The organism is Bacillus sp. FSL M8-0266, assembly GCF_038613425.1.
Taxonomy (GTDB): Bacteria; Bacillota; Bacilli; order Bacillales; family Bacillaceae; genus Bacillus; species Bacillus pumilus.
In genome coordinates this window covers 1,661,314-1,680,581 of sequence record NZ_CP152015.1, presented here as the reverse complement: position 1 = coordinate 1,680,581, position 19,268 = coordinate 1,661,314, and the positions used below count along the sequence as shown (strand labels likewise).

Sequence of the window (19,268 nt, the reverse complement as noted above, 5' to 3'; positions counted from 1 at the left end):
TACTTCCTTAGTTATATCTTCATAATGCCTTGCTTCACAGTGCGGATCTCAAGCTCTGTCGTAAGCGGGTCAAATTCAATCGTACGGCCATTGTTCCCGCCCGTATCCTCACTAATGATCGGGATGCGATAAAGAGACAGATGTTCTTTAACAGCTGATACGTTTCTAGGTCCAATTCTCATTAGATCATTGGTTGTCTTAAACTTAAACATTTCTGCGCCACCAGCAAGTTTTGCCTTTAGCGCATGTTTGCGCGCTCCTTCTTTAAGGAGCAGATCAATTGTATGCTTGACACCTGTATCTGCATATTTAGCCAAGTTCTCCACTGCCCCTTTTGCAAGGGATGCGTCTGGAAGCATGACATGGACAAGACCTGCCAGTTTTTTTTCTTGATCAAACAGAACAAGCCCTACACAAGAACCAAGTCCGGATGTCCGAATGCGGTCCGGTGTTTTCACAAGCTGAACATCCGCAATACCAACCTTTACAACTGCCGGAATCTGAACGTTCATTACAGGTTACCTAATGCTTTGAATAGTTTTTCAAACGATTCAAAGTCTGGTAATAGAAACATATTTCCTTTCAGCTCTTGCTTATTTTGATCATCAAAAATTGATGTATCAATCACAATTGCCTGATCACCTAGAGGGCTAAATTGCATTAATCCTTCGCTAATGACTGCCCCGAACATATCGAGCGTAACATCTGGAACACTTGGGTAAAGCTGCAATTTTGTTAAATCGGCAAGGGCTGATAAATAAGAGCCTGCTAAAATATTTCCCAGCTCGTGTAGTGCTGACGTCCCCATCACATGCTCGTGAATGGTATCAATATCAAATGCTGGATCTCGTACAAGCTCTCTTACAAATTGCTCGGCTTGCTCAAAGGGCATAATGAAAAAGATAGAGCCAGATAAATCTCCTTCCATTCGCAGGAAAATACTTGCAACTGGGAGGTCTGCACCGCCAAAGAAATCCATTAATTCTTCAAAAGAGAGAACCTTGACAAACGGAACAGCCATATCTATTTTGCGATCCAATAGGCTGGCAAGAGCAGACGCGGCGTGGCCTGCTCCAATATTCCCGACCTCTCTTAACACATCCAGCTGTTCATCTTTTATTTCATTGAAAATGCTCATTTCACATCCTCCTTAATGAACAGGTGCATCTTGAACGCTCTTATCGAGGACAGCACCAGGATGAATGATATTAAATAGACGCTGATCATGCTTAATGATACCTGTCACCCATGATTGTCCTTCTTTTTCAGCTGATTCAGGAGAAGATTCTACTTCTTCCTGATGGACTGTAATGACATCATTTGCTTCATCAACAACCCAGCCGACTTCAATGTCACCAACCTGTACAATAATCATTCTAGTTTCATCTGTAATCTCGTTGTCAGTAGATCCAAGTCTCACTCTAAGATCGATGACAGGCGTCACGACACCGCGCAGATTAATAACACCGCATATATAAGGGGCAACGCCAGGGATTCTTGTCGGCTGCTGCCATTTTTCAATGGACTTTACTTCTGATACTGAAATGGCGTATTCTTTTTTGTTTACGATAAACACAATCATCTTTTCGCCAGTTTTGATATCTGTACTCATTTCAGACCGCTCCTCTATTGTTTTTTACTTGATCAGTGCATTACAGTCAACGATGAGTGCAACCTGACCGTCGCCTAGGATTGTTGCGCCTGAGATCGCAAACACGTTTGGCAGGTAATCTCCTAGTGATTTCAATACAACCTCTTGCTGACCAATGAATGAATCGACCACAAATGCTGTCAGCTTGTCTCCTTTACGAACAACGATGATGTGCAGTTCTTCCTCTAATTCATTCGCATTTGGTACGTGGAATTGTTTCTTCAGGTACACAACCGGTACGATAAATCCGCGGAAATCAATCACTTCACGATCATGCGTTTGAAGGATGTCGCTTTTCTTAATAACAGCCGTTTCAATAATAGAAGAAATCGGAATCGCAAATGTTTCCTCTTCCAGCTTCACAAGAAGAACGGAAATAATTGACAATGTAAGCGGGAGCTGGATAGAGAACAATGAGCCCTGTCCTTCTGTTGAGTTGATGCTCACAGATCCGCCTAGTGATTCCAGCTTGTTTTTCACGACGTCAAGACCTACACCGCGGCCTGAGATATCAGATATCTCATCAGCTGTAGAGAATCCTGCTGCAAAGATCAATGAATCAATTTGATGATCTTCGATGGTTTCCGCTTCTCTTTCGGTAATAACCCCGCGCTCTAGTGCTTTTTCAAGCACCTTTTTACGGTTAATCCCGCCGCCGTCATCTTCTACTTCAATGAAGACGTGATTTCCACTATGATAAGCCTTTAATAGAACGGTTCCTTTTTCTGGCTTGCCTTTTTTCACACGTTCTTCTGGCGATTCAATCCCGTGATCTAGACTGTTTCTGAGTAAGTGTAAGAGCGGATCTCCAATCTCGTCGATCACTGTTCGATCAAGCTCAGTATCAGCGCCTTCAATGATCAGTTCAATTTTCTTATTGAGCTCTTTTGTCAATTGACGGATCATACGAGGGAATCGGTTAAACACAGTTTCTACAGGTACCATTCTCATGTTCAGGATGATCGATTGCAGATCGCCTGAAATACGTGTCATTCTTTCGACCGTATCAGTGAGTTCGTTATTTTCAAGCTCTTTTGCAATCTGTTCTAAACGTCCTCTATCAATAACCAGTTCTTCAAATAGATTCATAAGAGAATCTAGACGATCGATGTTCACACGAATCGTTTTCGTGCCACCGGCAGCTGCACCGTTATTGCCATTTGCTTTTGGCGCATCGTTTGCTGGTGCTTTCGCAGCAGGCACGGAGACTTCATCTTTTTTCTGTTCAGGTTTTGCTTCTTGTTTTTCAGCTGGAGTCGCTTCTTCAAATGCAGAAACTTCTGAGATCTCAACTTGTTCAACTTCTGAGATCGTCATCACGATTTTTTTCACTACGTCCATCGGTTGTTTAGATAAATAAGAAATACTGAATTCAGATTCGAAATCTTCTGATTCTAAAAGTTCTGCATTTGGAACTGTTTTGACGACCTCGCCTGCTTCGTTCAGTCTTTCAAAGATCATATAGACACGAACGGCTTTTAATAAGCATGCGTCACTTAATGTTACATTGAGTTCATAACATTTAAAGCCTTGTTCCCTCGCTTCATCAAGCACTGTTCGTTCAAATTCGTTATAGTCTAAGTCGTTAGCAGCAGCCGCTGATACAGCCGCTGTTTCAACACTAGGAGCTGCCTCAGCATGGCTTCCTGTCACATCTAGCTTTTTACTAATCTCTGTGACATCGCGTTTCCCATCTCCGCCTTCTGCAATTGATTGAACCATTGCTTCAAGGTGATCAAGTGCTTCAAACATCGTGTCCATTGACTCAGGTGTGACAATCATTTGTTCATTTCGAATGGCATCAAACATGTTTTCTAAATGATGTGTTAGCTGAGCCATATCAGCGTAGCCCATCGTTGCACTCATGCCTTTCAATGTATGAGCCGCTCTGAATATATCATTCACTAGCTGCAAGTCGGTTGGGTTCTTTTCTAAATCAAGAAGTTTTTCATTACAAGTTTGTAAGTGTTCTCTGCTTTCATCTAAAAAGATATCTAAGTATTGGTTTACATCCAACGTGTTCACGCCCTCTCTTTTTTCATGGAGCTTATAATTGCATGTGCGATGTCATCCACATGCCTTGTTTCATGTGCAAGGCCTGCTTTAATGACTGATTTAGGCATTCCGAAAACAACACATGATTCTTCTTTTTCTGCAATGACTTTTGTATGACCGCTTGCGACCATTTTTTTGACACCTTCTGTGCCGTCACTACCCATGCCTGTCATAATGACAGCAATTTTCTCGTAACCCTTTATATGACTGATGGATTCAAATAAATAGTTAACAGAAGGTTTGTGCCGGCTTTCCGTGTCCTCTGGAGATAGCCTGATGACTAAGGATGCCCCTTGTTCATGAAGTGACATATTCATTCCACCAGGCGCTATGTAGGCTACTCCATTTTTAGCGATGTCTCCATCTTGTGCTTCTTTAATCGAAATTTGAGATAAATGGTCTAACCTAGTAGCAAGTGATGCCGTAAATCCTGCCGGCATATGCTGCACAATCAAAATAGGTGCTTCTATGTCCTTGGGCAGCTTCGTGACAACTCGTTGAAGTGCCCTTGGCCCTCCCGTTGATGTTCCGATTGAAATAATCTTTCGGAGTGAGCCGCTTTTCACTGCTGACGGCCGAGGTGCAGCCACTGGAATTGGCGGCTTCATCACCGGCGGCTTTGGAGAAACCTGTACTTCAGTGCGTTTCCTTGACAGCCCTGCCGCAAGCACCCGCTCTACAATTTGGCCTCTTACTTTGTGTAAATCGAGCGAAATACTTCCTGAAGGCTTTGTCACAAAGTCAAAAGCACCAAGTTCTAAGCAATGGATGGTTAAATCTTTCCCTTGCTTTGTCTGGCTTGACACCATAATCACGGCAAGGTCGTGTTCAGCCAGAATTTGTTTTAATGCTTCTGTTCCATTTAAAACAGGCATTTCCACATCTAATGTGACGACATCTGGATTCAGTTCCTTGATCCGTTTTAAGGCATCTTCCCCATTTCGCGCCGTTCCGACGACTTCTATTTCTTGCTCGGCACTTAGGAAATCACTAATGAGCTTTCGCATAAAGGCCGAGTCATCTACTACAAGCACTCTAATCATGAGTCCACCTTCCTCCTTTTAAAAAAAGAGGACAACTTATCTATAAACGTATGCTGCTCTCTCTGTGCCTCTCTTATCTGCTGTTGATAAAGTGTTTCTGCCAGCATCTTGATCGTTTTACTCAGCCGTGAATGAGGCTGCTTCATATAAAATGGAATTTGTTCAGCCACCGCTTTTGGAACCGCAGGATCATCCGGCACAGCACCAGCAAATACTAGTTTTCTGTGTAGAAATGATGTGACCACTCCTGCTAATTTCCGGTAGGTTTCTGACCCTTCTGACGGGGTTTTACACCGGTTGACAATGATTTGCACAGATTGTTCGAACTGATGAATCGCTAAGTGTTTAATTGCGCTGTAGGCATCCATGATCGATGTTGGTTCCGGCGTTGTCACAACCACAACTTCTCCTGCTGATAAAACAAAAGGTAGTTGATCTTTAGACAAGCCAGCCCCCATATCAAAGAAGATACAATCAAAGTCGTGCATCATTCTTTCCATTTCCACTAGAAAAAACGACCATTGATCTTTATCTAAAGAAAACAGCTGTTCAAGTCCGCTTCCGCCAGAAATGTAATAAAGGTTGTTCGTTCCTTGAGTCATAGCTGCTTGGAAGGATTTCTTCCTGACAAGAACATCTAATATAGAGCTAGTCGATGTTTTCCCTAGTAAAATATCAATATTCCCCATACCAAAATCAAGGTCGATGACTAACACTCGCTTCCCTGCATTTGCGATAGACAGCGCCATATTCAGCGTCAAATTCGATTTTCCAACCCCGCCTTTACCGCTGATGACAGCAATGGTTTTTGCCTGTCCGCTTATACCAAGAGGAGTTGGTGTGATCGTTTGATTCTGCTGAACGAGCTTTCTTAAACCTTCTGCTTGGTCGGGCTTCATCATTGTAAGACCATCCTTGTTAATTCAAGAGGAGAGCCCTCAAGAATATCCTCAGGAACATTTTGACCATTTGTTAAAAAGCCAAGTCCAATTTGAGAGTCTGCAATGATTTGAAAGATGGTTCCCATCGTGTCTGTTTCATCTACTTTTGTAAAAATGAATTGATGAATTGGAACATGTTCAAAGCGTTTGACCATGGCGTTCATGTCCTGATACTTCGAGGTCGCACTCATCACTAGGAAACTTTGAATGCTTTCATCAAATGGAATGATGTCTGTCAGTTCTTTGATATACGCTTCTTCTTTAAAGTTACGACCCGCTGTGTCTACGAAAATATGATCATACTCTTTAAAAGTCTCTTGAGCTTTTACAAAATCCTCTCTCGAATAACAAACCTCAAGCGGTGCATTGAGCAGTTCCGCATATGTTTTCAGTTGTTCGATCGCTGCAATTCGGTACGTATCTGTTGTAATAAAAGCGATTTTCTTTTGCTTCTGAATGGCCGTTTTGGCAGCGAGCTTTGCAATCGTTGTTGTTTTACCAGCTCCAGTTGAACCAAACAGCACAATGTATTTTGAACGAATCATCGGCTCATCAGAGGTGTGAGCCGGCAGCATATCTGCCAGCAGTTGTTCAAGTTCTTTTTGAATTTGATCTTCCTTGACAGCACCCTTTGTTAAAAGACCTTTGAGGCATTCGTCTCGAATGGCATCATCAAGACCTTGATCCTTCAGCTTTTGATCGATTACCATGAGAGGATCAGGCAGAATACCAGCATGCCGCTCATTCCTCGCATATTCTAAAGGCTGAGCTTGAGAAGGTACTGGTTTCACTGCCTCAGGAGCAAAAGACGGCTCTTCAGGCCGCTGTTGAATTTGCTCCTTTTTCGGAAATACTGGAAGAGGAGGCGCAGGGTGTCCACCTTTACCCGCTCTTTCTTCAAAATCTTGATCCAGCACTGCAATCACTTCAACCATTTGCTGTTTCTTTAAACCGAATAGCTTTCGTTTCACAACAGTTTTGGAATTTAAAATGACGGCATCCTTCCCAAGTTGCTGCCTAATTTGAATCGTCGCCTCTTGCATTGAATTCGCTATGATTTTTTTCATTTTCATTAGATATCCACCACTCCGATGCTCTGTACTTCCACATTTGCTTCTAGTTCGTTATAAGATAGTACCGGTAAGTCCGGGAAATATCTTTCTAACAGCTGCTTGACGTACATTCTTATAGGAGGTGAGCACAATAGAACCGGCGTTTCCTGACGGAGCGAAAGCTGCTCAATTTCTCTAGCCACTGATTGAATCACACTTTCAGAGGATTCTGGATCTAACGATAAGTAGTTGCCATGCTCTGTCTGCTGTACACTGTCAGCAATCACCTTTTCCACTCGGCCTGAGCATGTCACGACTTTGAGCGATTCATTTTCTCTCGCATATTGTGCGGTAATCTGTCTTGCCAGCGCCTGTCTGACATACTCTGTTAACAAATCTGTATCCGTCGTTAATTTTCCGTAGTCTGCAAGTGTCTCAAAAATGGTGACAAGATTTCGAATAGAAACCTTTTCTTTCAGCAGTTTTGCCAACACTTTTTGAATATCACCAACTGCTAGTGGATTTGGCGTCACCTCATCCACTAAGACAGGATAACTTTCTTTCAGATGATCGATTAATTGCTTCGTTTCTTGGCGTCCGAGCAGTTCGTGTGTGTTTTGTCTGATTTTCTCTGTGATGTGAGTAGACACAACCGATGCAGGATCTACAACTGTATAGCCAAGCATCTCAGCCTGATCTTTTTCTGCTTCTGAGATCCATTTAGCCGGAAGACCAAAGGATGGCTCGATTGTTTCAATCCCTTCAATCGGATCATCATCCGGCGTAGGAGACATCGCTAAGTAGTGATCAAGCAGTAGCTCCCCTTTTGCCACTTCGTTCCCTTTTATTTTAAGCCGATACTCATTTGGGTTAAGTGCAATGTTGTCTCGAATTCGAACAACTGGAATCACAAGACCTAATTCGAGGGCAAGCTGTCTTCGGATCATTACAATTCGGTCTAACAGGTCACCGCCTTGATTTGCATCGGCTAGCGGAATCAAACCGTAGCCAAATTCAAATTCAATGGCATCCATTTGCAAAAGGTGAATGACGCTTTCTGGACTTTTCATCTCTTCTACCTCTGCCTGTTCCTCTAGCACCTCTTCGATTTCTTCTTGATCCTGTTTGTTTTTCGACATCAAGTATGCGCCGAGAGCAAGTAAACCTGCGATCGGTCCAGTCAACAGTACGCCGATTGGAGTAAACAACCCAAGAAGGAAGATCGTGCCTGCTGTGACGTAAAGCATAGCAGGGAATGCAAACAGCTGTTCAGTGATATCTGACCCAAGGTTCCCATTAGAAGCAGCCCTTGTGACGACAATTCCTGTCGCTGTTGAAATGAGAAGTGCAGGAATTTGTGAAACAATTCCGTCTCCTACCGTTAATAGTGTAAAGTGGGAAGCTGATTCTTGAATCGACATTCCTTGCTGAAGCATCCCAATAATAATCCCAAAAATAATATTAATAATGACAATGATAATACCTGCGATGGCATCCCCTTTGACGAACTTACTTGCACCATCCATCGCACCATAAAAGTCTGCTTCTCTCGCTACTTTTTCACGGCGATTTCTTGCTTCACTTTCTGTCAGCATTCCTGCATTTAAATCAGCGTCAATACTCATTTGTTTACCTGGCATCGCATCGAGGGTAAATCTTGCCGCAACCTCAGATACACGCTCAGCCCCTTTGGTGATCACTATAAATTGAATGATGATCAGGATAAGGAAGACAACCAGACCAACGAGTATATTTCCACCAACAACAAATGAACCAAACGTTTCTACAACTTTTCCAGCGTCTCCAGTTGATAGGATAGATCGTGTTGTAGAGATGTTAAGCCCTAAGCGAAACAGCGTTAAGAGCAAAAGCAATGATGGAAATATTGAAAATTGCAGTGGTTCTTGCATGTTCATTGTGGTGAGAAGCACGATAAGCGCAAGAGAAATATTAATAATGATTAAAATACTTAATAGCATTGGCGGAAACGGTATGACCAGCATCGCCACAATTAAAATAACACTGAATAAAACAGATAAATCTCTTGCTGCCATGCCTGTTCTCTCCTTTTAAAACCAAAAATTCATAAAATCTTTTGTTTCGTTTTATATACGTAAGCTAAAATTTCTGCGATCGCCTTAAAGTATTCCTCTGGGACCGCTTGGTCGATGTCGACCTGATCATATAGTGCACGAGCGAGCGGCCGATTTTCTACGGTCATGATATCGTGCTCTTTCGCAATCGTTCTAATTTTCAAAGCCAAAATATCTGTTCCCTTTGCCACAACAAAGGGCGCATCCATCTTTTCTTCGTCATATTTCAAAGCAATTGCGTAGTGGGTTGGGTTTGTAATGATGACGTCGGCTTTTGGGACTTCCTGCATCATCCGTCTCATGGCCATTTCCCGCTGACGCTGTTTAATCTTTGATTTTATGAGCGGGTCACCCTCTGATTTTTTATACTCATCTTTGATGTCTTGTTTGGACATCCGTAAGTTTTTTTCATAATCAAATTTCTGATACATATAATCAAGCCCTGCTAAGATCATGAGAGCACCTGCTGCATACAGACCCATAATCAAGGTCATATTTGCGACGAAATGAAGGGTTTCCTCTGCTGTTAATAAAGGAAGCCTCAGGATTTCGTCAAAGTGCATCCAAAGTGCAATAAATGTCGCAAAACCAATTAAACCAATTTTCAAAATGGATTTTAATAGCTCTACGAGGGCTCGAATACTGTATATCCGTTTAAACCCTTTAATAGGATCTAGCTTTTCTAATTTCGGTTTGATGATTTCTGTTGAAAAGAGAAAGCCAACTTGTAAATAGTTACTGATGACGCCTGCCAGCATACCAACACCAAGGATTGGCATGAGAAGGAGCCCTGTTTCCTGAAGCAATTCCACGAATAGTTGATGAATATTAGATGTGCTAACTTTCATTAGCATGGTTGTTGAATAAAAACGTTCAATGAGCGCAATAATACGCTCTTTCATAAAAGGCCCAATAAAAAAGAATGATAAAAAGATTAATAGAAATGAGATGGCTGTATTGACGTCGGTACTTTTGGCAACCTGACCTTTTTTACGTGAATCTTGTCTCTTTTTCGGCGTTGCTTTTTCTGTTTTTTCACCTGCGAAAAATTGCAAGTCTAGTCTAAGTCTTGTCATCATGACGAACCACCGACCAATGCTAAGAAATTCCTCATGGTGAGTACAATCGTATCAAATGTATTTTGGACAACCCCGAAGATGACGCCCATACAGATGATGATCATAACAAAACTCACACCCATTTTAATAGGAAGTCCGACAACAAAAACGTTCATCTGCGGAACTGTTCGTGCCACAATGCCCAGTGCCAAATCGACCAAAAACAAGCTAGCAACGACCGGTGCTGAGATTTGAAAGGCAATGATGAACATTTGGTTGAAGCTCTTTGCAATAAAATAAGCAAAGGATTCACTGCCGAAATTCAGTGCGTACTGATCAATTGCAATATATTGAAAGCTGTAAAAGATTCCATCAAGCAGCAGGTGGTGTGCATTGGTTGCTAGCATCAATAGCAATGTGACCGTATAAAAAAACTGCCCCATCAGCGGCGTTTGCGCGCCTGTTTGCGGATCAATCACATTGGCAATCGCAAAGCCCATTTGAAAATCAATAAATGAGCCGGCAATTTGAACAGCGGACACCATGATATATGCAATCAAACCAAGCAGAAGTCCGACCATTGCTTCTTTCACCGCAAGCATCATATAAAGACCGTCTATGTCGAGTGCTGGCGGTTCCTTAATCGTGCTAAAACTAATCACGGCTAAAAACAGCGAGAATCCAACTCTGTGTACAGCTGGGATCGTTCTATGCGCTAAAAGCGGTACTGTCACAAAAAAAGCGGTGATCCGAATAAAAACTAATAGAAATGCAGGGAATAATTCTATAATTGACATCACTCGTTAACCTGCAAATCGATCTAAATTCGAGAACAGCTCTGTCGTAAAGGACACAATGGTTGACAGCATCCATGGACCAAACACAACAAGCCCGATAAGAACTGCAACAATTTTAGGAATGAACGCAAGCGTCTGTTCTTGAATTTGGGTTGTCGCCTGAAACACACTGACAATCAGTCCCACAATAAGAGCGAGCGCTAGAAGCGGCCCACTGACAAGCAATACCACATACACTGATCTTTCAGCCATCGTAATGACAAATTCTGAACTCATGTTTTAAGCACCTACTCTAAAAGCTTTGCAGCAAAGATTTAACAATCAAATACCATCCATCGACTAAAACAAATAACAATATTTTAAAAGGGAGCGATATCATAACCGGCGGAAGCATCATCATCCCCATTGACATCAGGACACTTGCGACCACCATGTCAATAATTAAAAATGGAATAAAGATCATGAAACCAATTTGAAATGCCGTCTTTAATTCTGAAATCGCAAAAGCGGGTACCATCGCCGTTAACGGAATATCTTTTATCGATTCAGGTGTATCCATTTTTGCGTAACTAAGAAATAAAGCCAAATCCTTCTGTCTCGTATGTTTACTCATAAACTCTTTAATGGGCACTTCGGCTTTTTCATATGCCTGATTGAGCGTAATGTCATCATTTAAAAGCGGCGTTAGTGCCTCTTTATTAATCTCTGAGAACGTGGGTGCCATGATAAAAAATGTGAGAAACAAAGCAAGCCCTACAAGCACTTGGTTTGGCGGCATTGAGTTGGTTGCAAGTGACGTTCTAACGAATGAAAGTACAATCACAATTCGTGTGAAACACGTCATTAAAATGAGAATGCCTGGTGCAACCGAAAATACGGTTAAAAGTAAAAGAAGACGGACAGACGTGCTAATATTCCCTGCACCGCTGGAATTAAATAAATCGATAAACTCATTCATTTTGTTTCGGGCCTTTCTTTCTGACTTCTGATTGGGTCTTTTTCAATTCGGCTAGCTGCGCCTTCAAATTGGCTGAAAAAGAAGAAGTGGTTGGCTGATTTTGTTTCTTTATCTGAGATGTGAATTTTTGAACGATTTTTGGTAAATCTGTTTTGCTTTCCATCGCTTCTTCATATTGTTTCACGATCGCTTCACATTCTTGTTCATCATCAATTTCTTTTAGCAGCTGGATTGAGTCCGCTACTCCGACAACTAATACTCGTTTGCCCACTTTGATAAGCTGGACTGAACGGTTTTGGCCAACCGTCGTTCCGCCAATATTTTCAACATAGCGAAATGGTTTAAGTAAACGGTTTTGCTTACCAACAAATCTCACCAATCCATATATAAGCAGGATGACAAAAAGTAAGGCACCAATCATTTTGACAAAATCCATAATGGAGACAGAAGAAGAGGGAACTTCTTCTGCCGGATTCGTTTGATTGTCAGTGGTTGTCTTTTCTGTATCCTTTTTGCTGCCCTTCTCTTCTTTGATCCAGTCATTCACTGTGCCATTTTCAGGATCTTTCGTTTCAGCAAACAGTGAGGCAGGCTGTATCGTCAAGAAAAGCATAAAACTGATCATTGCTATACATATCAAACGTTTTTTCAACAAGTCTTACACCCTTTTTTAGCCTAACGTTTTATTAATTGCTTCAAGTACACGGTCTGCCTGGAACGGCTTCACGATAAAGTCTTTTGCACCTGCTTGGATCGCGTCAATAACCATTGACTGCTGCCCCATTGCAGAACACATGATGATTTTTGCAGAAGCGTCAATTTGTTTAATTTCTTTTAGTGCTGTGATCCCGTCCATTTCTGGCATTGTGATATCCATTGTGACAAGATCAGGAGATGTTTCTTTAAATTTTTCAACAGCTTGAGCGCCGTTTTCTGCTTCTCCTACTACATCAAATCCGTTTTTCACAAGAATATCCTTTATCATCATTCTCATGAATGCTGCATCATCTACGATTAATACCTTAGTAGCCATTTACTTATTCTCTCCCTATATGTTTGTTTATTTTAAATTAGAAAGTCTTTCTGACTGACTTAAAATATCAGTCACACGAACACCAAAGTTCTCATCAATGACAACGACTTCCCCTTTGGCGACGATTCGTTTGTTCACTAGAATGTCTACTGGCTCACCAGCAAGTTTGTCCAGTTCAATGATACTTCCTGCTGAAAGTTCAAGGACTTCTTTGACACTGCGCTGAGTTCTTCCAAGTTCCACCGTAATAGAAAGCGGAATATCCATCAGCATATCAAGATTTCCAAGGTGGTTTGTTGTATGCTGAGGCTCACTGAACGCTTCAAATTCAACAGGCGCTACATTTACAGGTGCTGCCGGCTTTGGCTTCGCCTGTCTTTTCGGCGGAGCAGCTTGCTGCGCTGGTGCAGACTGCGTTTGAGGTGCTGCCGGCTGAGGTTCAGGTGTGCTCACTTGCGTGTCTTGAACCGTCTCTTCCTCTTGCGCTGGGTCTGTTAATTCTGCGATTAAATCTTTCGCAAATGTAATAGGATAAAGCTGCATAATATTTGAATCAATGAGTTCACCTATTTTTAATCTGAAGGACACTTTGACAAGCATTTCTGCAGCTGGAATCCGGTCTGTTCCTTCTCCTTCTTTCACATCAAGTAATTCGACGCGAGGCGGAGAAATATCAATCTTTTTATTAAAGACCGTCGACATGGATGTCGCAGCAGAACCCATCATTTGGTTCATCGCTTCTTGAACTGCACTTAAGTGAATCTCACTTAAAGAAGGGTCAGCATTTGTCCCGTCTCCACCCATCATTAAGTCCGCAATGACTGCTGCATCTGTTTGCTGGACGACAAGCAGGTTACTTGCGCTGAAGCCTTCCGTATAATTCACTTCAATCGCGACATACGGATGAGGAAATTCCTCATTCAGCATACTTTTTTGAATCACTGTAACAGTTGGAGTGGTAATCTCCACTTTTTGATTTAATAGGGTTGAAAGTGCTGTAGCAGAGCTGCCGAATGAAATATTTCCGATTTCTCCAATGGCATCTTGCTCCATTGCAGAAAGGATTGTTTCAGGCTCTATATCGTCATTGCTACCTCCTTTAAGGAGCGCATCGATTTCGTCTTGTGATAATTTACTTCCGTTATTCTCCATCTTCTTCACCTCTTATGTCGTGATCTAGAATTTGAATCGCCTGTTTCCGATTCACGCGGCCGGCCTGTCCCAAGAATTTCGGTTTATTTCCGACCATAACAGTAAGAGGCGCATTTACTGGTTTGTCCAAGGCAATACAATCACCAATTTCCAAATTCAAAAACTCTTCCACCGTCATTTCCGATTCCCCTAGCTCTGCGACTACCGGTATCTTTGCCGTCATAATCCGTTTTTCAATGGCCTTTGTTTCTTGTTGTTTTGGTTCATTTCGTTCAGACTGCATCCAGTAGTGTACAGACAACTTTGGAATAATAGGCTCTAATACAACATGAGGAATACATAGGTTAATTACCCCGCTTACCTCACCAATTTGTGTATTAAGAGAAATGACGACAACTGTTTCGTTTGGTGAGACCATTTGAACAAACTGGGGATTTACCTCGAAATCTGCCATTTCAGGCTCGATGTCGGTTATGGACTGCCACGCTTCTCTGTAATTTTCCAAAGCTCCCTCAAACATGTTTGAGATAATCTTTGTTTCGATTTCTGTAAGTGATTCTGTCTTATTATGACTAATGCCTATCCCGCCCATCAGCCTGTCCATCATGGCATAGCCGATTGTTGGGTTCACTTCAAGCATGATTCTTCCTTCAAGCGGGCTGACATAAAATAAGTTTAATAATGTCATATTAGGAATCGAACGAATAAATTCTTCGTATGGTACTTGGTCAACCGAGCTGACAGTAATTTGAATATATGATCTTAGTTGAGCTGAAAAGTGTGTGGTGAGCAGTCTAGCGAAGTTATCATGAATCCTTGTTAAACTTCGAATCTGGTCTTTCGAAAAGCGCAGTGCACGTTTAAAATCATACACCTTTACTTTTTTCGTCGTTTCTTCTTTTTTCAGCTCTTCTGCATCCATTTCGCCTGTAGATATGGCGGATAATAATGCATCGATCTCATTCTGGGAAAGCACTTCTCCTGACATTTCTTCACCTCCATCGTGTCAATTAATCGCCTCTATTGCAGATTAAAGGAGGTTATATATACTTCTTTCACCTTGCCATCTTGCAAATAGTTATTCACTTTGTTTTTAACTAGTGTTTTAAAATGTTCTCTGCCTTTTTTGCCATCAAGTTCATCTGCATTCGTGTCTGATAAAATGTCGATTACAGCGTCTTTCACTTGAAAACTTCTTTTCTCAAGCTCTTCTTTTGCTTTTTCAGAGTCCGTTTCAATATTCAATACAAGTTTGACGGCATTTCCTTCAGACTTTAAATTAGTAATAATTTCAGGAATTTCAACAGAAGCTTTTACGACTTCATCTGCTGTTGGCTCTTTTTCAGCTTTTGCTTCGTCTGAGCCATTCACCAGAAAAATGATGCCTGCTCCTATTCCGCCGATGGCAATAATCATGATTAGCATTACTACGACTAATTTCTTCTTCATTCAAATTCCTCTATTCCTTGATTCAATGAAATAACTTGGATTTTTCTGTAGAAAGAAATGATTTTCTCTTGAAGCTGATCTTCATTTTCTTTCACAACGAATTTCTTTCCATTGGCTAATGTAATGGTCGTGTCTGGAAAGCTTTCGATTTGCTCGATATGGAGAGCGTTCAGCATAAATCCTTTGCCATTCAATCTTGTCACTTCAATCATATTAAGCAGAGAAGCGATCATCCGCTCCCCCTACCTCCTATCGTTTCAGATTCACAAGCTCTTGCAGGATTTCATCAGATGTTGTGATCGTCTTTGCATTCGATTGGAATCCGCGCTGCGCGATAATCATTTCGGTAAACTCGTCTGTTAAATCAACATTTGACATTTCTAGTTTACCCGTTTGGATGACGCCCGTTCCTTGTTCACCAGGTACGATAGGGTTACTTGGTGCACCTGAGCTTAACGTTTGACGGTAAAGGTTGTCACCAACTTTGTCTAACCCACCTGCGTTACGGAAAGATACCAGTGATACTTGACCAACGGTTCTTGATACATTGTTTTCAACAACCGAAATCGTTCCATCTGGACCAACATTTACACTTGAAATGCCCTTTGGAATCGTTATTTTTTGTCCATTCATTCCAAGAAGGTAGTTTCCATCAGGCGTTACTAGATCCCCTTCAGAATCAGGTTTGAAGTTCCCTGCTCTCATATATAGGGTCTCTCCTTGCTGTTGTATCTGGAAAAATCCATCTCCATTGATATAGAAGTCCCATGGATCATCTGTATTTTGAGAAGCCCCCGATGACATGACTTTATCAATAGAAGATAAAGATGATCCTAAACCAACTTGTTTCGAGTTGATTGAACCAGAGTTGTTCGTCGGTCCACCAGAACTTGCAAGGGTTTGACTGACCATATCTTTAAAAGTGATACGGCTTTTTTTGTATCCGTGTGTATTGACGTTGGCTACGTTATTGGCTACAACATCTAATTTTGTTTGGAAGTTTTTCATTCCACTAATTCCTGAGTAAAGTGAGCGTAACATTTATTTTCCTCCTCGAATTACTTCGTTTTTTCTCCAACTGCTGTAACATCCCAAGGGCTGATTTTCGTTCCATCTTCTAAATACAAGAAGTATTCATTGTTTATGTTTTTAACAGACTTCACAGTGCCTGATATCTCTTTATCATCCAGTTTGCCCGATACTTCTTTACCAATCCAACCTACATACGTCGTAAACGGATCTTGGTGTGCAACAAAAGTAGACATGAGCTGATTCAGCTTGGTGATAGAATCGTTCATATTGGTTTGCTGTTCTAAAGATGAAAATGTTGCAAGCTGTGTGACAAACTCACGGTCATCTAGTGGGTTTGTCGGATCTTGGTTTTGAAGCTGTGTCAGCAATATTTTCAAGAATTGATCTTTGCCGAGCGTATCTGTTTTCTTTTCTGCTTTTGAAGAAATGTCTGTTTGTGCGACTGTTCTATTCGTAGCATCAACTGTTGCCATTAGATTTCCTCCTCTTCTTCATCTGACCCAACAAGAGCATCCAGTACATCTTGGAATTCTGCTTCCTGTTCATCAGGCTTTTGGAAATTCTGCCCTTTTGACTGTTGCTGCTTGTTTTCTTCGTTAAATTGTCCAAATAACGGCTGCTCATTTGATTGAAGCGGTATATGGAAACGGTCCACTTGAACCGACATATTCGGAAGCGCCTGCTTGAGCTGCGGAAGGTGATGCTCTAGCAGTTCTTTTGCTGCCTGTGTCGAAGCTGTAATTTTACTCGCATACATACCATTTTGCTTCGTCAGCTGAATCGTGATAAATCCGAGATTTTCTGGATTTAATCGAACTGTAAAGCGTCCGCTTGAGTTGCCAAATGGCGTGAATTTCATTTGCTTCCACGTATTTAGAATTTGCTGATCAACCGTTCCCGGCTTTTCATCAGTTGTTTGTGTCTGTTGAACAGGAGCTGCTGATTGCAGTTGAAAAAACTGCTTATGACTTGGCAACAGCGTATGAGTGATCGTTTTTTCAGAAGCAGGTGCAGCAGTGCTTTGTCCTTTGACAACTTCCTTTTTGATGAGCCATTCAAGAGAGGCAGCCCCTTTTGCAGGAGTAGCAAGAGTAGATTCTTGTCTTGGAGAGACCAATTCTTTTAACTCTCCTAAAGCAATCTTCAACTCTTTGTCTGACCCTTTTGCATTTGCCATCATATGGTCGATTAACTGATTAAAGTGTTTCAGCTCACTTTGAGACATCGAATTCAGCTTTGGTGCTGAACCCTGCGAGAAAAACTGCTCTTTTACTTGCTGAATCAGTTTCTCATCTACTCCATTTTTTGAAAGAAAGTGAATGAAGTCTTGACCCTTTGCTTCAATATCTTGCACTAGCTTTGCATCAAAGCTGAGCGGCTGTTGATTGAGTAGTTGATATATGAAAAAGTGGACTTGTATGAGCTGCTCACTATGTTCAGTAGCTGGCTTATCCGCTTGATCACCGTAAATGTATGATTCCATTTTTTGAAATAGCTCTTCTAGTGACTTGAGATCAGACGAATCAAGCGTTTGACCTTGAAGTGTTTGAAGCGCGCTAAGAAGGTCTCCGTTGATGCCTTCTTCAGGCGATTGCATCCATTTTTCAATGATTTGCATCGCATCATTGATGGAAAGAGTGGCACCCGCTGTCTCAGCATCTACAAGGCCGCTTTGTGCACCTGCCCCGCTAAGTAATTGTTTAAACAACCCGCTTGCAGATGCCGCGCCGCTCCCCTTTGGTCCCGAGAGACCTTGAGACGATTGCTGTAAGGCTCCAATATCCAATAGCTTCACTTATTGTCCACCCCCATTTTCACTTTCTTTTTTAGCAAGCTCTTTCGTAAACGTAGCTGCCTTCTGAGGTGTTAGTTTTGCTAATATGTCTGTTAGTTTATTTTTGCTCAGCTCTTCGAGGATCTTCAATGCCTCTTTATCACTTAATTCTGATAAAATTTTGGCGGATTTCCCTGCGTCCATGCTTTCATAGATACTGGCAATCTTCCCTTTCGGTTTCTGGTTAGAGGCTGCTGCCCCATCAGAAGTTGTCCCTGACGCATTATTACCTGATGTATCGCTCGATGAGCTGCTATTTGATGAACTGTCATCCGCTGACTTCTCATTCGCATCATTTTCAGATGTTTTTTCAAGTGAACTGATTTTTTGATTCAGTCTTTTAATCTCTTCATCACTTGTTTTTAAGTCTTTTTGTGCAATTTCAAGTTCATTCTTTTGCTCTTTAATGGTCTTTTTCAGTTCCTTCAATTCTGCATCGCTTTGATCATTATGTGAAGATGACGTTTTTGAGGTGTCATCTGAACCAACCAAACTGCTAACGCCCGGAATGTTCTGGAGCGGTTTCTTTAGATCAAAACCTGCCATAGAAAGGATTGTGCCAGCCACTAATACAAGCACAATCAATGGGATGATGACAATAAACAAGATCCATTGAAATTTACCGCCGCTTGATTCTTTCGTTTTTTCCTTCTTAGGCATTCATCTCGACTCCTAATGTCCTTGAAACATGAATTGGCTGATAGAGATATCATCCATTTCTTTCATTTCAATGGCCTTATGTTCAAGGGAAAACTTTTCGTACTGCTTTTCTTTCATTTTTTCAAACTTTTTAAACTCGATGTTTTTTTCAGTTAAATCAGATTGTTTTTCATTCATTTGATGGCGTTTCATGATCACAAGCTGCTGATAATGCTGAATCGTGTTATCTAAATTGGTCACAAATTGCTGATAATGACGCATTTCTTGAACACTCATACCACTTCTCAGCTTTTCTTCTTTGCTTTTTTCCATTAATTCTTTTTTACTCATATTTTCATAGAGTTTTTCAGCTACTTGCTCAAATGCCGAAACGGATTGTTGGTACGCTGCGAGTGACTTGTCTTTTTCACTTTCTTTCAGTTCTAAGAGCTTTTGAAATTTGTATTGATATCTCACTGTT

General features: G+C 41.5%; 23 protein-coding genes. All 23 read right to left on the bottom strand.

What is annotated here, in order from left to right:
* Window positions 1-11: 11 nt before the first annotated feature.
* The 23 genes from MKY83_RS08465 to fliJ are packed head-to-tail and all read right to left on the bottom strand — an operon-like array spanning window position 12 to window position 19,264.
* On the bottom strand, window positions 12-512 hold the full coding sequence (locus MKY83_RS08465; RefSeq protein ID WP_342488507.1) for a chemotaxis protein CheD: 501 nt from the start codon (window positions 510-512) through the stop codon (window positions 12-14).
* A complete protein-coding gene (locus MKY83_RS08460) occupies window positions 512-1,138 on the bottom strand; it encodes a chemotaxis protein CheC (protein ID WP_106067473.1) in 627 nt (208 codons plus the stop codon). The genes MKY83_RS08465 and MKY83_RS08460 overlap by 1 nt, the downstream gene beginning before the upstream one ends.
* A 12-nt stretch (window positions 1,139-1,150) precedes the next feature.
* Complete coding sequence (locus MKY83_RS08455) at window positions 1,151-1,612, bottom strand: chemotaxis protein CheW (protein ID WP_065097287.1); 462 nt, start codon at window positions 1,610-1,612, stop codon at window positions 1,151-1,153.
* 24 nt (window positions 1,613-1,636) lie between these two features.
* Window positions 1,637-3,667, bottom strand: coding sequence for a chemotaxis protein CheA (locus tag MKY83_RS08450; protein ID WP_185107258.1), 2,031 nt, complete (start codon window positions 3,665-3,667; stop codon window positions 1,637-1,639).
* 5 nt (window positions 3,668-3,672) lie between these two features.
* Window positions 3,673-4,749 (bottom strand): chemotaxis response regulator protein-glutamate methylesterase, encoded by a 1,077-nt coding sequence (locus MKY83_RS08445; RefSeq protein ID WP_268454392.1) that lies wholly within the window; start codon window positions 4,747-4,749, stop codon window positions 3,673-3,675.
* The gene (locus tag MKY83_RS08440) at window positions 4,746-5,651 is read right to left on the bottom strand and encodes a MinD/ParA family protein (RefSeq protein WP_126741935.1); all 906 of its coding nucleotides are present in this window, start codon (window positions 5,649-5,651) and stop codon (window positions 4,746-4,748) included. Before MKY83_RS08440 ends, MKY83_RS08445 begins: the two co-directional genes overlap by 4 nt.
* Window positions 5,648-6,763: a flagellar biosynthesis protein FlhF gene (flhF, locus tag MKY83_RS08435; RefSeq protein WP_342488506.1), complete on the bottom strand. Its 1,116-nt coding sequence runs from the start codon at window positions 6,761-6,763 to the stop codon at window positions 5,648-5,650. The genes MKY83_RS08440 and flhF overlap by 4 nt, the downstream gene beginning before the upstream one ends.
* Window positions 6,763-8,796 carry a flagellar biosynthesis protein FlhA gene (gene flhA, locus MKY83_RS08430; protein ID WP_044141909.1) on the bottom strand — a complete coding sequence of 678 codons (2,034 nt, stop codon included), beginning with the start codon at window positions 8,794-8,796 and terminating at the stop codon, window positions 6,763-6,765. Before flhA ends, flhF begins: the two co-directional genes overlap by 1 nt.
* Before the next feature lie 29 nt (window positions 8,797-8,825).
* Window positions 8,826-9,914, bottom strand: coding sequence for a flagellar biosynthesis protein FlhB (gene flhB / locus MKY83_RS08425; protein ID WP_065097282.1), 1,089 nt, complete (start codon window positions 9,912-9,914; stop codon window positions 8,826-8,828).
* Window positions 9,911-10,693: a flagellar biosynthetic protein FliR gene (fliR, locus tag MKY83_RS08420; RefSeq protein WP_106067470.1), complete on the bottom strand. Its 783-nt coding sequence runs from the start codon at window positions 10,691-10,693 to the stop codon at window positions 9,911-9,913. The genes flhB and fliR overlap by 4 nt, the downstream gene beginning before the upstream one ends.
* Window positions 10,694-10,696: 3 nt before the next feature.
* The gene (gene fliQ, locus MKY83_RS08415; protein WP_003211206.1) at window positions 10,697-10,966 is read right to left on the bottom strand and encodes a flagellar biosynthesis protein FliQ; all 270 of its coding nucleotides are present in this window, start codon (window positions 10,964-10,966) and stop codon (window positions 10,697-10,699) included.
* 16 nt (window positions 10,967-10,982) lie between these two features.
* The gene (fliP, locus tag MKY83_RS08410; protein ID WP_007499580.1) at window positions 10,983-11,648 is read right to left on the bottom strand and encodes a flagellar type III secretion system pore protein FliP; all 666 of its coding nucleotides are present in this window, start codon (window positions 11,646-11,648) and stop codon (window positions 10,983-10,985) included.
* Window positions 11,641-12,300 carry a flagella biosynthesis regulatory protein FliZ gene (gene fliZ / locus MKY83_RS08405; protein WP_044141915.1) on the bottom strand — a complete coding sequence of 220 codons (660 nt, stop codon included), beginning with the start codon at window positions 12,298-12,300 and terminating at the stop codon, window positions 11,641-11,643. The genes fliP and fliZ overlap by 8 nt, the downstream gene beginning before the upstream one ends.
* 18 nt (window positions 12,301-12,318) lie before the next feature.
* A complete protein-coding gene (locus MKY83_RS08400; RefSeq protein WP_003212360.1) occupies window positions 12,319-12,681 on the bottom strand; it encodes a response regulator in 363 nt (120 codons plus the stop codon).
* 27 nt (window positions 12,682-12,708) lie between these two features.
* Complete coding sequence (gene fliY / locus MKY83_RS08395; protein ID WP_106067468.1) at window positions 12,709-13,833, bottom strand: flagellar motor switch phosphatase FliY; 1,125 nt, start codon at window positions 13,831-13,833, stop codon at window positions 12,709-12,711.
* Entirely contained in the window at window positions 13,823-14,821 is a 999-nt protein-coding gene (gene fliM, locus MKY83_RS08390) for a flagellar motor switch protein FliM (RefSeq protein ID WP_003212239.1), read from the bottom strand. The genes fliY and fliM overlap by 11 nt, the downstream gene beginning before the upstream one ends.
* Window positions 14,822-14,853: 32 nt before the next feature.
* A complete protein-coding gene (gene fliL / locus MKY83_RS08385) occupies window positions 14,854-15,282 on the bottom strand; it encodes a flagellar basal body-associated protein FliL (protein WP_044141917.1) in 429 nt (142 codons plus the stop codon).
* A complete protein-coding gene (locus MKY83_RS08380; RefSeq protein ID WP_012009963.1) occupies window positions 15,279-15,494 on the bottom strand; it encodes a flagellar FlbD family protein in 216 nt (71 codons plus the stop codon). Before MKY83_RS08380 ends, fliL begins: the two co-directional genes overlap by 4 nt.
* Before the next feature lie 37 nt (window positions 15,495-15,531).
* Window positions 15,532-16,323 carry a flagellar basal body rod protein FlgG gene (gene flgG, locus MKY83_RS08375; protein WP_044141918.1) on the bottom strand — a complete coding sequence of 264 codons (792 nt, stop codon included), beginning with the start codon at window positions 16,321-16,323 and terminating at the stop codon, window positions 15,532-15,534.
* Window positions 16,324-16,340: 17 nt separating this feature from the next.
* Entirely contained in the window at window positions 16,341-16,787 is a 447-nt protein-coding gene (flgD, locus tag MKY83_RS08370) for a flagellar hook assembly protein FlgD (protein ID WP_065097279.1), read from the bottom strand.
* The gene (locus MKY83_RS08365; protein WP_065097278.1) at window positions 16,787-18,109 is read right to left on the bottom strand and encodes a flagellar hook-length control protein FliK; all 1,323 of its coding nucleotides are present in this window, start codon (window positions 18,107-18,109) and stop codon (window positions 16,787-16,789) included. Before MKY83_RS08365 ends, flgD begins: the two co-directional genes overlap by 1 nt.
* Window positions 18,110-18,808: a MotE family protein gene (locus MKY83_RS08360; RefSeq protein ID WP_065097277.1), complete on the bottom strand. Its 699-nt coding sequence runs from the start codon at window positions 18,806-18,808 to the stop codon at window positions 18,110-18,112.
* Between the two features lie 12 nt (window positions 18,809-18,820).
* Window positions 18,821-19,264 carry a flagellar export protein FliJ gene (gene fliJ, locus MKY83_RS08355; protein ID WP_034620036.1) on the bottom strand — a complete coding sequence of 148 codons (444 nt, stop codon included), beginning with the start codon at window positions 19,262-19,264 and terminating at the stop codon, window positions 18,821-18,823.
* Between the last annotated feature and the right edge of the window lie 4 nt (window positions 19,265-19,268).

Coding starts and splice junctions, on each gene's coding strand:
- flhA (WP_044141909.1), bottom strand. CDS start 8,796: ATGGCAGCAAGAGATTTATCTGTTTTATTCAGTGTTATTTTAATTGTG.
- flgD (WP_065097279.1), bottom strand. CDS start 16,787: ATGGCAACAGTTGATGCTACGAATAGAACAGTCGCACAAACAGACATT.
- flgG (WP_044141918.1), bottom strand. CDS start 16,323: ATGTTACGCTCACTTTACTCAGGAATTAGTGGAATGAAAAACTTCCAA.
- MKY83_RS08360 (WP_065097277.1), bottom strand. CDS start 18,808: ATGCCTAAGAAGGAAAAAACGAAAGAATCAAGCGGCGGTAAATTTCAA.
- MKY83_RS08460 (WP_106067473.1), bottom strand. CDS start 1,138: ATGAGCATTTTCAATGAAATAAAAGATGAACAGCTGGATGTGTTAAGA.
- MKY83_RS08400 (WP_003212360.1), bottom strand. CDS start 12,681: ATGGCTACTAAGGTATTAATCGTAGATGATGCAGCATTCATGAGAATG.
- fliM (WP_003212239.1), bottom strand. CDS start 14,821: ATGTCAGGAGAAGTGCTTTCCCAGAATGAGATCGATGCATTATTATCC.
- MKY83_RS08465 (WP_342488507.1), bottom strand. CDS start 512: ATGAACGTTCAGATTCCGGCAGTTGTAAAGGTTGGTATTGCGGATGTT.
- MKY83_RS08445 (WP_268454392.1), bottom strand. CDS start 4,749: ATGATTAGAGTGCTTGTAGTAGATGACTCGGCCTTTATGCGAAAGCTC.
- MKY83_RS08380 (WP_012009963.1), bottom strand. CDS start 15,494: ATGATTGAAGTGACAAGATTGAATGGCAAAGGATTTATGCTGAACGCT.
- MKY83_RS08455 (WP_065097287.1), bottom strand. CDS start 1,612: ATGAGTACAGATATCAAAACTGGCGAAAAGATGATTGTGTTTATCGTA.
- fliY (WP_106067468.1), bottom strand. CDS start 13,833: ATGGAGAATAACGGAAGTAAATTATCACAAGACGAAATCGATGCGCTC.
- flhF (WP_342488506.1), bottom strand. CDS start 6,763: ATGAAAATGAAAAAAATCATAGCGAATTCAATGCAAGAGGCGACGATT.
- fliP (WP_007499580.1), bottom strand. CDS start 11,648: ATGAATGAGTTTATCGATTTATTTAATTCCAGCGGTGCAGGGAATATT.
- fliQ (WP_003211206.1), bottom strand. CDS start 10,966: ATGAGTTCAGAATTTGTCATTACGATGGCTGAAAGATCAGTGTATGTG.
- fliL (WP_044141917.1), bottom strand. CDS start 15,282: ATGAAGAAGAAATTAGTCGTAGTAATGCTAATCATGATTATTGCCATC.
- MKY83_RS08440 (WP_126741935.1), bottom strand. CDS start 5,651: ATGATGAAGCCCGACCAAGCAGAAGGTTTAAGAAAGCTCGTTCAGCAG.
- flhB (WP_065097282.1), bottom strand. CDS start 9,914: ATGATGACAAGACTTAGACTAGACTTGCAATTTTTCGCAGGTGAAAAA.